Raw genomic sequence first — 12302 nt, forward strand, 5'->3', positions numbered from 1 at the left:
GACCCAAAGGCCGTGTTCGCGGCTGCGGTTGGTGCTGCGGTGGCATGACCTTGGCAGAGAGGCGGGTGGTGCGGGGATGATGTCCCGGGGCGGGTTTACGCCGTGGCTGTTTTCCGCCACGGAGCCGTCGGAACGGATCCTGGGGAGGGGCGTCACCGCATGCTGGCTGCGATAGGTCTGGACGAGACGCATGAGTCGGCGTACCGGGCACTGGTGGCGGTGGGCGCCGCCGACGTGCCCGATCTCGCGCGGCGGCTGACGCTCGGCGAGCCGGAGACGGTGAGCGCGCTGCGCCGGCTGGAGCGGCACGGGCTCGCGGCCCAGGCCTCCGGGAAGGCCGGCCGGTGGGTGGCCGCCCCGCCCGCCGTTGCGCTCGGCGCGCTCCTCGCGCAGCAGCGGCACGAACTGGAGAAGGCGGAGCTGGCGGCGACGCTGCTCGCCGAGGAGTACCGCGCGCAGGCCGCCGAGCCCGCCGTACACGACCTGGTCGAGGTGGTGACCGGCGCGGGCGCGGTCTCGCAGCGCTTCCTCCAGCTGCAGCTCGGCGCGAGCGACGAGGTGTGCGCCCTGGTGACCGGCAATCCGGTGGTGGTCAGCGGCATGGAGAACGACGCGGAGGAGCAGGCGGCGGGCCGTGGCGTCGGCTACCGCGTGGTGGTCGAGCGCTCGGTCCTCTCGCTCCCCACCGGGCTGCTCGAACTGTCGACGGCGATCGGCCGCGACGAACAGGTGCGGGTGGTGGACCGGGTCCCGACCAAGCTGGTGATCGTCGACGGTTCGCTCGCGATGGTGCCGCTGACCTCGCGCACGGCGGAGCCGGCCGCGCTCGTGGTGCACGCGAGCGGTCTGCTCGAATCCCTGACCGGGCTCTTCGAGGCGGTCTGGCGGGACGCGCTGCCGCTGCGGCTCGGCGAGGGCGGGCGCGCGGTCACCGAGGACGCCCCGGACGGGCCCGACGGCGCGGACCTGGAGATCCTCTCCCTGCTGCTCGCGGGCCTGACCGACGCGAGCGTGGCCAAGCAGCTCGATCTGGGGCTGCGGACGGTGCAGCGCCGGGTCAAGCGCCTGATGGAGCTGACGGGCGTGACGACACGGCTGCAGCTGGGGTGGCATGCGTATGAGCGGGGCTGGGTCGCGCGCTAGGCCCTGGCCCGGCGGCTTCCGGGCCGGTGCTGCCTGCGGGGCTCGTGCGACCTGCGGGTTTGTCCCGTTTCCTGCACGCTTGGCAGATGGGTGTGTGGGAACTCCTGCTGGTCGCGGTGGTGCTGCTGCTCGGCCTGTGCGGAGTGCTGGTGCCGGGAGTGCCGGGGCCGTGGCTGGTGTGGGCGGCGGTCATGTGGTGGGCGCTGAAGGACACCTCCCCGGTCGCGTGGGGCGTCCTGGTGGGGGCGACGGTCGTGCTGCTGCTCGCGCAGGCCGTCCGCTGGCAGCTGCCGCCACGCCGCTTCCGGCAGAGCGGCGCCACCCGCCGCACGGCCGCCTACGCGGGCGCCGGGGCGCTGGTCGGCTTCTGCGTGCTACCGGTGATCGGGGCGATACCGGGGTTCATCGGGGGGATCTACCTCGCCGAGCGGCTGCGCCTGGGCGGGCACGGGGAGGCGGTGGCGGCGACGCGGACGGCCATGCGGGCGGGCGGCTGGAGCGTACTGACGGAGCTTTTCGCGTGCCTGTTGATCGCGGGGGCGTGGCTGGGGGCGGTGCTGTGGGGGTGAAGGCGCCTCCCTCCGCATAGGCGAAACAGGTTCATGTACACGAACCACCATCGGATCTCTCCCGACTCATTGACGGGATGCCGCACCATCTCTAGCTTTCAGCGAGGTAAAGCTCCGATGACTCGGGAGATGCGATGCCCAGACCGTCCAGAAGAACCGTGCTCGCCACCGGATCCGCGGTCGGCGGCGCACTCCTCGCCGGAGGGCTCCCCGCGCAGGCCACGGCCGCGACCGGGAGAACGGCGGACGTGACCACGTCAGGCGACCCCTGGCGCGAGGTGCTCGACGACGCCGACCTCGTCTGGCGGAAGATGCCGAGGACCTGGTACGAGGGCCCCTACCTCGGCGACGGCTGCCTCGGCTCCGGCATCTACGCCGAGCCGGGAGCCGAGACCTCCGCGATCCGCTTCAACGTCCAGCACTCCGAGGTGCAGGACCACCGCCCCGAGTTCGGCTCCCTCTTCGGCCTCGCACGCCTCCCCATCGGCCATTTCACCCTCGAACCCGTCGGCACCGTCACCGGCGTCGACTGGCGCCTGCGGCTGCGCGACGCGGAGCTGACCGGCACGCTCACCACGGACAAGGGCACGCTGCGGATCCGCGCACATGTGCACACCACACGCTCCGTGCTCGCCGTCGAGGTCACCCCGAGCGCGGGCGAGCGCGACTTCCGCTGGGTCTTCCACCCGGCCGAGGCGATCAGCCCGCGCGCGGCGTTCAAGCCGGTTCCGGACGGGTACGCCGGAAACCCACCCGCCGAGCTGGCGGAGCACGACGGAGTATCGGCCGCCGTACAGCCGCTGCTCGCGGGAGGGCAGCATGTCACCGCGTGGCGGGAGCGGACGCGGGACGCCGTGCGCACGCTGTACGTGAACGTGGCGCACTCCCACCCGGGGGCGGCGGCCCGCGACCGGGCGGTGCGAGCGGTGCGGGGCGCGGCGGACCTCACGTACGACGGCCTCGCCGCATCGCACCGGGCCTGGTGGCACGCGTACTACCGCAAGAGCTTCCTCTCCCTGCCGGACGCCCGGATGCAGCGCTTCTACTGGATCCAGCTCTACAAGACGGCGGCGGCCGCCCGCCGCGACGCCCCGGTGATGGCGACCTGCGGCCCCTGGCTGGAGCCGACTCCGTGGCCCAATACCTGGTGGAACCTGAACGCGCAGCTGGAGTACTGGCTGATCCACGGCTCGAACCATCTCGAACTCGACGCCGTCACCAGGGCGTTGGGCGAGTTCCGGGACAACCTCAGCAAGGAGATGGCGGCCCCCTACCGCGCCGACTCCCTTGGCATCCCGCGCACCACGGACCCGTCCCTGGTGAACGGCGCGTCGGTGACGGACGGCGGCTACGGGGTCGGCATCCCCGGCCAGGATCCGCCGACTCCCGAGGTGGGCAACCTGACATGGGCGCTGCACAACGTCTGGCTGAGCTACCGCCACACGATGGACGAGTCGATCCTCAGGGAGGTCCTCTTCCCGCTGCTCCGCAAGGCGGTCAATTACTACCTGCACTTCCTGGAGCCGGGCACGGACGGAAAGCTGCACCTTCCGGCGACGTACTCCCCCGAGTACGGCGGCAATTCGAGGGACTGCAATTACGACCTGATGCTGCTGAAATGGGGCTGCCGGACTCTGCTCGAAACTGCCGAACTACTTGGCGTGGAGGACGAGTCGGCGCCGCGCTGGCGCGAGGTCGGCAGCAGGCTGACCGCGTACCCGACCGACGCGAACGGCTACATGATCGGCGCGGACATCCCCTTCGCGAAGTCGCACCGCCATTACTCCCACATGCTCGCCGTCTATCCCCTGTACGAGGTGACGGGCCGCACGGCGGACGAACGCGCCCTGATCGAACGGTCCTTGGCGCACTGGGTCGGCTTCGAAGGCGCCTTGCAGGGCTATACGTTCACGGGCGCCGCGTCGATGTCGGCGCTGCTCGGCAAGGGCGAGGACGCGCTGAAGTACCTGGGCCAGCTGATGTCCCGCTTCATCCAGCCCAACACCATGTACAAGGAGTCGGGCCCGGTCATCGAGACCCCGCTGTCGGCGGCACAGTCCCTGCACGACATGGTCTGCCAGTCCTGGGGCGACGTCATCCGCGTCTTCCCCGCGCTGCCGGACGCGTGGGCGGACCTGGTGGTGCACAACTTCCGTACGCAGGGCGCGTTTCTGCTGAGCGCGGTGCGGGAGGGCGGGGCGACGCGGTGGGTCCGGCTAGTGAGCGAGGCGGGGGCGCCGTGCGTGGTGCGGCACGGGATCGCCGGGGCGATCGAGGTGCGGGACGGTCGGGGACGTCCGCTGTCGTACGAGGATGTGGGCGGCGGCGCGGTGCGGGTGGCCCTGGGGAAGGGCGAGTCGGCGCTGTTCACCGCGCGGGGCGACAGGCCCGATCTGCGGATCGCGCCGGTGACGCCGAACGAGACGGCACCGCCTTGGGGGTTGCCCGGTTCCGCGGCGTGACACAAAGAGAAAGGCAAGGAGAGCGCTCTCCTTGCCACTCTCAACTTATAACCCACTGGGGGGCTTGCCGCAAGGCCCTGGTCTCGGCGCACAATCGTCGGCCTATGCCACACCCTGCGGAAAGGCAACCAGGAATGCAGCACGTGTTGGATCTCCGGGAGATCGACGGGACGCAGGTCGCGGTCGTCGGCGGCAAGGGCGCGCATCTGGGCGCCCTTTCGCGGATCGACGGCGTCAGCGTGCCCGGCGGCTTCTGCGTGACCACGGACGCCTTCCGGCGGATCATGGCGCTGGCGCCGTCGGCGTCGGCGTCGGCGTCGGCGGAGGGGCTGTCGCTCGACGGCCTGCTCGACCGTCTTGCGGACGTGGCCGCCGACGACCGGGAGGCGATCCGCACCCTCAGCGCGGAGATCCGCCGCACCATCGAGGGGATCGAGATCCCGGCCGACATCGCGGCGGAGATCACCGGCGCGCTCGCCCGGCACGGCGACAAGCGGACCCCCTACGCCGTCCGCTCCAGCGCGACGGCGGAGGACCTGCCGACGGCCTCCTTCGCGGGCCAGCAGGACACGTACCTGAACGTCGTGGGCCCCGCGGAGGTCCTGCGGCACATCAGCCGGTGCTGGGCCTCGCTGTTCACCGAGCGGGCCGTGACCTACCGCCGCCGGGGCGGCATCGACCACCGCACGGTGCAGATGGCGGTGGTCGTACAGCGGATGGTGTTCCCGCAGTCGTCCGGCATCCTGTTCACCGCCGACCCCGTGACGGGCAACCGGAAGGTCTCCACCGTGGACGCCGGGTTCGGCCTCGGCGAGGCCCTGGTCTCCGGCCTGGTGAACCCGGACGTCTTCACGGTGCGGGACGGCGAGGTCGTCGCCAGGACGATCGCCGCCAAGCGGATCGCCCTGCACGCCGTACCGGCCGGCGGCACGGAGGAAGTGGCGGTCGGGGCGGGGCGCCAGGAGCAGCCTGCCCTGACGGACGCACAGGCCGTACGACTGGTGGAGCTGGGGCGGCGGATCGAGGCGAACTTCGGCCGCCCGCAGGACATCGAGTGGTGCCTGGTCGACGACGGTTTCCGGATCGTGCAGAGCCGGCCGATCACGACGCTGTTCCCCGTGCCGGAGAGCGACGACGGCGAGAACCACGTGTACGTCTCCGTCGGCCACCAGCAGATGATGACCGACGCGATGAAGCCGCTGGGCCTCTCCATGTGGCAGCTGATGGCGATGGTGCCGATGCTGACGGCGGGCGGGCGGCTGTTCGTCGACGTCACACAGCGGATCGCGTCGCCCGCGAGCCGGGCCGGGCTCCTGGACCTGATGGGGAAGGGCGATCCGCTGGTACGGGACGCGCTGGAGACCGTCATCGAGCGGGACGGCTTCGTCCCGTCGCTTCCGGAGGCGGAGCCGGGCGGGAAGCCGGGCGGGAAGCCGGGCGGGAAGCCGGGCGGGAAGCCGGGCGGGGCGCCTGCCGGGCCGCCTCCCGGTGAGGCATCCGCCCCGGACGATGACGCGTCCACCCCGCCCGAGGCCGATCCGGCGATCGTCGCCGAGCTGATCGAGCGCAGTCGGGCGTCCGTCGCCGCGCTGGAGCGCGACATCCGCACGAAGTCGGGGCCGGCCCTGTTCGACTTCCTCGTCGAGGCGTTCGCCGAGCACAAGAGGGTGCTGGGCGACCCGCTGAGCATGCGGGCGATCATGGCGGGGATGGAGGCCACGTGGTGGCTCAACGACAGACTGCTCGACTGGCTGGGCGAGAAGAACGCGGCTGACACGCTGACGCTGTCCGCGCCCGACAACATCACGTCGGAGATGGGCCTCGCGCTGCTCGACGTGGCGGACGTGATCCGCCCGCTCCCGGAGGTCGTGGCGTTCCTCCAGCGGCGGGACGTCGAGGACGAGAGCTTCCTGGACGAGCTGGCGAAGGTCGCGGGAGGGGGCAAGGCGCGGGAGGCCGTCGAGGCCTATCTCGACCGGTACGGAATGCGCTGCGTCGGCGAGATCGACATCACGCGGCCGCGTTGGAGCGAGCGCCCCACGACGCTCGTACCCGTGATCCTCGACAACGTCAGGAACTTCGGTCCCGGTGCCGCCGAGCGGCGGTTCGAGGACGGGCTGCGCAGGGCGCGGGAGAAGGAGCAGGACGTCCTGGCACGGCTGCGGGCCCTGCCCGACGGGGAGCGGAGGGCCGACGCGGCGAAGCGGATGATCGACCAGGTCAGGGGATTCGCCGGGTATCGGGAGTACCCCAAGTACGGCATCATCTGCCGCTACTTCGTCTACAAGCGGGCGATCCTCGCGGAGGCGGGGCGCCTGGTGGAGGCGGGTGTGCTGGCTCGGCCGGAGGACGCCTTCTACCTCACGTTCCAGGAACTCCAGGACGTGGTGCGGACGCAGCGGGCGGACGCCGGTCTCATCCGGCGACGCGAGGAGGCGTTCCGCTCGTACGAGACGCTCACCCCGCCCCGCGTGCTCACCTCGGACGGCGAGGCCGTCTCCGGGTCCTACCGCCGCGACGACGTGCCGACCGGCGCGCTGGTCGGCCTGCCGGTGTCCGCGGGCACGGTCGAGGGCCGGGCCCGCGTCGTCCTCGACATCGCGGAGGCCGATCTGGAGCCGGGCGACATCTTGGTCACGGCGTACACGGACCCCAGCTGGTCACCCCTGTTCGTCGGGCTCACGGGCCTGGTGACGGAGGTGGGCGGCCTGATGACCCATGGCGCGGTGATCGCCCGCGAGTACGGGCTGCCGGCGGTCGTGGGCGTGGGGGAAGCGACACGGTTGATCCGGGACGGGCAGCGGATCCGGGTGCATGGGACGGAGGGGTACGTCGAGATCCTGGGCTGAGTTTCGGGGCAGCGGGCGGGGTGACTGACGCCGGAGGCCAGACGCCCACGCGCAAGGTGATTCGCCCCCGAGGGACAGATGCCCTGCGCGCAAAGTGACTCGGCCCCGGAGGCCAGACATCCGCCCGCGAGGTGACCGCCGCCGGAAGCCGGACACCCGCCCGCGGAGTGACTCGCCCCAGACGCCAGGGGACAGCCCGCAGAGTGACCGACGCCGAGAGCCAGGCACCCACCCACAGATCACCCCGACGCCGGCAGCCAGACACCCGCCCACAGATTGCCCCGACGCCGGAAGTCAGGCAGCCGCCCGCAAGTGGCCGACCCCATAGGACCGCCACGGCCGCCAGGCCTCCGGCACCGGCTCCCCCGGAGTGCCCCCCGGAGTGCCCCCCGGAATGCCTCCCGGAATGCCTCCCGGAGTCTCCCCCAGGCTCTCCCCCAGGCTCTCCCCCGGAGTCTCCCCCGAGATGTCCCCGGGGATCTCCCCCAGAATCCCTACGTCCGGGTCCCCGAGGGCCCGCATCCTGATGGTCGCCACCATTGCCGCGTCCATTCCCGGCAGGGCGCGGAGGCCCGTCTCCGCGTCGTCCCGGTCCGCCCCGGCGTCCAGCCGTACCCGTCCGTCGGCGAGGGCCGTGGCCAGCGCGCCCAGCGGCCCCGCTTCCCCGGCGAGCGCGCCGGGTTCGGGGAAGACGTGGGTGAGCGTGCCGCAGGGTGCGTCCAGTGCCTTGCCGTGGCGCTGGACCAGCAGTTCCGCCGCCTCGCGGCCCACCAGCGCGCGTACCGCGAACTCCTCGGGGTCCGCTGCTCCGGGCGAGCGGAGGCCGGGGCGCGCCGCGACCAGCGGGGCGAGGCGCGGGTCCGCCGCGAGCCGCTCGTCCACGGCGTACGGATCGGCGTCCAGGTCGAAGAGCCGCCGCAGGCGCTGCACCGCCGTGGTCAGGTCCCGCAGGTCGGTGAGGTGGAGCCGGGTGTCGAGCCAACCGCCGGGCCCGTGGTCGCGCTCCTCCACGGCGACGATGCCCGTGCCGTACGGCAGTCGCAGGGTCCGCCGGTACGTCCGTGCGCCCGGCTGCCCCACGACCTGCTCGACCCCGGCCACCGCCTCGGCGGCGAGGAGGTCGAAGACGGCTCCCGCCTGGTAGGCCCCGCGGTAGGCGAGCCGCAGCGGAACCCCCGCGGCCGGTGTCGCCCGCCCCGCGGCGCCACCGCGCGGCGCCGCTCCCCGCAGCGCGGTCGGCGTCATGGCGTACACGGCCCTGATGGTGTCGTTGAACTGCCGCACGCTGGCGAACCCCGCGGCGAACGCGATCTCCGTGATCGGCAGCCCCGTCGTCTGCAGCAACACCCGCGCGGTGTGCGCCCGTTGGGCCCTGGCGAGCGCCACGGGCCCGGCGCCCAGCTCGGCGGTGAGCTGCCGCTGGACCTGCCGCGCGCTGTAGCCGAGCCGCACGGCGAGCCCCGAGACGCCCTCGCGGTCCACGACGCCGTCGCCGATCATGCGCATGGCACGGCCGACGACGTCCGCCCGTACGTTCCATTCGGCGGACCCCGGAACGGCGTCCGGCCGACAGCGGCGGCAGGCCCGGAAACCGGAGCCCTGGGCGGCGGCGGCCGTGGCGTAATAGCGGACGTTCTGCCGCTTGGGCGTGACGGCGGGGCAGCTGGGCCGGCAGTAGATGCCGGTGGTCTCGACGGCGAAGAAGAACTCCCCGTCGAAGCGGGCATCGCGGCTGCGCACCGCCTCGTACCTGGTCTCTTCATCGATCACGTCATCCAGTGTGCGGGGGCGGCTGCGCCTGTGCTAGCGGGATTCGGACGCCATGTTGGAGGGGTGGGGGGGGGGGGGGGGCCCCCCCCCCCCCCCCCCCCCCCCCCCCCCCCCCCGCGCCCGGCGGGGGGGGGGGGGGGGCCGCGGGGGGGGGGGGGGCCCCGCGCGGGGGGGGGGGGGGGGGGGGGGGGGGGGGGGGGGGGGGGGGGGCGGGCGGGGGGGGGGGGGGGGGGGGGGCCGCGCGCCCCCCCCGCCGCACCTCTGTCCCGGCCCGGCCGGGGGGACGTGCGGCCCGCGCCCGGCAGCGGCGTGCGAGGGGCATCGGGCGTCCGGCCCGGGTTCGGGCGGCGGCTGCGGGCCGCGCGGCGAGGCCGGCCGGTTTCCCGGCGGCACAGACCGCAGGGCGGTGGGCCCGGACCGCATGTCCCCGGCGGCCCCGCCGGACAGGCGGGGCGGGCGGGGCCGCGGGGCGGGTCCTGACCGGGCCCGGCACCCCGCGCACCGGCGGTGGCGGCATCAGGGGGTCAGCCCGTGGCGACCAGCGGCGGGCCGCCGCCGGGGCGCTGGGCGGGCAGGACGGCGCCGGTGCCGGGGCCGGCGTTGAGGATGGAGCGCTGCAGCCGGTGCAGGCCCGCCGACGGCTCCAGGCCCAGCTCGCGCACCAGGGTGGTGCGCAGCTGCTGATACACGCTCAGCGCCTCGCCGCGCCGCCCCGAACGGTGCAGCGCGAGCATGAACTGGCCGTGCAGGCTCTCGTGCGTGCGGTAGCGGCTGACCAGCACGGTCAGCTCGGCCAGCAGCTCACGGTGGCGGCCCAGCCGCAGATCGGCCTCGATGCGCTGCTCCAGCGCGCACAGCCGGCTCTCCTCCAGGCGCTTGATCTCCATCTCCAGCTGGGTGCCCGCCTGGACCCCCGCGAACGGCGCCCCCGACCACAGGGCCAGTGCCCCGCCCAGCAGCCGGGCCGCGCCGGGAAAGTCCCCCGCGTCCATCGCCCGGTAGCCGCTGCCGGCCAGCCGCTCGAACTCGCGTACGTCACTGCGGCCGCCCCCGCCGCACAGTAAGTAGCCCCCCGACGCCGTCACCAGCACATCCTTGGCACACCGCCGCCCGCCATCCCCCTCAAGCGCCACCGCCAGCAGCTCACGCAGCTGCAGCACATAGGTCTGCAGCGTGGTCCGCGCACTGCGCGGCGGCGCGGTGCCCCACAGCTCCTCCATCAGCGCCGAGACCGGCACCACCCCATCGGCGTGCAGCGCCAGCAGCGCCAGGACCTGCCGCGGCTTGGGCGCGGTCGGCGTGATGCTGACCCCGTTCTCCCGCACCTGCAGCGCACCCAGTACATCGATGTCCACGCCGTCTCCCCACTGGAAAGGTGATGCCGCGCGCCGGGGCTCGCGGGGGCGGCTCCCCACCCCGGGCGATTAAAAAACAGGACGCCCGGTTTGTCAATTGGTTCCCGCCCGCACACACCCCGCCCCTTCCCCGGCACTCCCCCGCCCCCTCCCCGGCCTTTGCCTGCCGGGCCGCGGGCGGCGGACGCGCGGACACAGGCCGAAAGGTGCGGGCGGTCCACGGGCCGTCCCGGGGCCCGGCAGGCGAGGACCGGGGACGGCCGGGGGCGGCCGAGGACGGCCGGGGGCGGCCGGGGACGGCCGGGGGCGGCCGGGACGGGACTGACCGCCCCGTTCCCGGCGGACACCGGACACCCGGACGGCGGGACGGCGGGACTTGCCGCCACCGCCGTCGCCGTCCGTCCCGTCCGTCCCGTCCGTCGCCGTCCGCCGCAGGCCGGGGGCCGGTGCCGGGCCGGGGCGCCCGCGCGGCGCGGCCGTCTTGGCGCCGGGCGGGCGCGGGGCCAAGACCTTTCCGGCGCCCGGGGTGCCGGGTCAGGGGGTGGCGGGGCGGAGCACCACGGGCAGGGAGCCGTGGCCGTTGATGATGAAGGACGGCACGGGGGCTATCTCCTTGAGCGGGCGGGCCAGCCGCAGGCGGGGGAAGCGGGCAAAGAGCGCGTCCAGGGCGGTTACGGCCTCCAGCCGGGCCAGCGGGGCGCCCAGGCAGAAGTGCGCGCCGTGCCCGAAGCTCAGGCTCTCGCCGCGGTCGGCGCGCAGCAGGTCGAACACCGCGGCGTCCGTGCCGTGCCGCTCGGGGTCCAGGCCCGCGGCGGCGAAGGAGACCAGGATCGGGTCACCCTTCTTGATCAGTACGCCGTCCAGGGTGATGTCCTCCACCGCGAACCGCATCGGCGAGTAGTTGGCCGGGCCGCGGGTGCGCAGCGTCTCGGCGATCACCTCGTCCCAGCCGGCCCGCCCGGCCCGCACGTGTCCCAGCTGCACGGGATCGTCCAGGAGCGCGGCGATCGCGCTGGTCAGCAGGGTGGAGGTGGTCTCCTGGCCGGCCGCGATCATCAGGTTGAGGGTGCCCAGCAGTTCCTGCTCGCTCAGCTGCTGGCCCTGCTCGCGCGCGGCCAGCAGCGCCGAGGTCAGATCGTCCCCGGGCCGCTCCCGCTTGCCGGCCACCAGCGCGGCCAGCATCGTGAAGACCTCCGCCTGCGCCGCGGCCATCTCCCGGGCGTCCACCGAGGTGCTGAACACCGTCTGCATCGCCGTGCACAGCGCCTCGCGCCGCTCCTCGGCGACCCCGAACAGCTCGCAGATCACCCGCATCGGCAGCTGCTCGGCGAACACCGCCCGCAGATCCACCTCCCGCCCCGCCGGCACCGCGGCCAGGGCGTCCAGCAGCTCGGCCACCGTCTCCTGGACCCGCGGCCGCAGCGCCTGGCTGCGCCGGGCGGTGAACGCCCCGGCCACCAGACGCCGCAGCCGGGCATGACGCCGGCCATAGGTGAAGAGCATGTTCTCGTTGGCCACCCACGGATACAGCGGCCAGTCCTCGGTGATCTGCCCGCCGGCGAACGCCGGCCAGTGCCGGCGGGCGTCCTTCGACACCCGCGGATCCGTCAGCAGCCGGCGCACCGACGCCGCCCGCACCACCGCCCAGGCCACCACCCCGCCGGGCAGCTCCACCCGGGCCACCGGCCCGCGCCCCCGCAGCAACGCGGCCTCACCCGCAAGATCCCGCCCCGACACATCCAGCGCATAGGGGCACGCAGCCGTTCCCATCGTGTACTCCCGTCGGTAGGTGACAACACAACGCGTTCCGACACACAGGCACACCGACACACCCCCGCCCGGCCACCGGCCCCGGCAAAACCGGCCCCGCACCAGACACACCCCACACCCCGGGGGCAGACACCCCCCGGCCCCACAAGCCCACAAGCCCACAAGCCCGCAGGCCGCAGGCCCGGGCCGGGCCGAGACCGGCACCCCGCCCCGCACCGGCACCGGCACCGGCCAACACCCCCGCACCGGCGCGGACCTCGCACCGGTGCGGGACAGGCACCACCCGGCCGCCGGCCCCGGCGCGGAAGGGCCCGGAGCGGACCGTCCCGCACAGGGGCGCGGCCCCACACACCGGCCGGGACACGCCCCGCACCACAGCCCCCG

Annotated in this window: 7 protein-coding genes; 4 read left to right on the forward strand and 3 right to left on the reverse strand. The window is 74.0% G+C overall.

Translation table 11 applies throughout. The features are described 5' to 3' along the window. Positions 1-159: 159 nt before the first annotated feature. The 4 genes from ACIBKX_RS14565 (at position 160) to rph (ending at position 7023) form a co-directional block, all read left to right on the forward strand. Positions 160-1143 (forward strand): helix-turn-helix transcriptional regulator, encoded by a 984-nt coding sequence (locus tag ACIBKX_RS14565; protein WP_363272132.1) that lies wholly within the window; start codon positions 160-162, stop codon positions 1141-1143. Positions 1144-1229: 86 nt separating this feature from the next. Beyond that, complete coding sequence (locus ACIBKX_RS14570; RefSeq protein ID WP_363272133.1) at positions 1230-1712, forward strand: DUF456 domain-containing protein; 483 nt, start codon at positions 1230-1232, stop codon at positions 1710-1712. Between the two features lie 134 nt (positions 1713-1846). Next, a complete protein-coding gene (locus ACIBKX_RS14575; protein WP_363272134.1) occupies positions 1847-4174 on the forward strand; it encodes a glycosyl hydrolase family 95 catalytic domain-containing protein in 2328 nt (775 codons plus the stop codon). 134 nt (positions 4175-4308) lie between these two features. Next, a complete protein-coding gene (rph, locus tag ACIBKX_RS14580; protein ID WP_363272135.1) occupies positions 4309-7023 on the forward strand; it encodes a rifamycin-inactivating phosphotransferase in 2715 nt (904 codons plus the stop codon). 294 nt (positions 7024-7317) lie between these two features. Here the strand turns inward: rph and ACIBKX_RS14585 are convergent, their stop codons facing one another. The 3 genes from ACIBKX_RS14585 to ACIBKX_RS14595 all read right to left on the reverse strand — a co-directional run bounded on the left by ACIBKX_RS14585 (position 7318) and on the right by ACIBKX_RS14595 (position 11918). Continuing rightward, a complete protein-coding gene (locus ACIBKX_RS14585) occupies positions 7318-8790 on the reverse strand; it encodes an AlkA N-terminal domain-containing protein (RefSeq protein ID WP_363272298.1) in 1473 nt (490 codons plus the stop codon). A gap of 527 nt (positions 8791-9317) precedes the next feature. Beyond that, on the reverse strand, positions 9318-10148 hold the full coding sequence (locus ACIBKX_RS14590) for an AfsR/SARP family transcriptional regulator (RefSeq protein WP_363276898.1): 831 nt from the start codon (positions 10146-10148) through the stop codon (positions 9318-9320). Positions 10149-10682: 534 nt separating this feature from the next. Further along, positions 10683-11918 (reverse strand): cytochrome P450, encoded by a 1236-nt coding sequence (locus tag ACIBKX_RS14595; RefSeq protein WP_363276899.1) that lies wholly within the window; start codon positions 11916-11918, stop codon positions 10683-10685. Between the last annotated feature and the right edge of the window lie 384 nt (positions 11919-12302).

It is taken from the genome of Streptomyces sp. NPDC050658 (assembly GCF_044457025.1).
GTDB lineage: Bacteria > Actinomycetota > Actinomycetes > Streptomycetales > Streptomycetaceae > Streptomyces.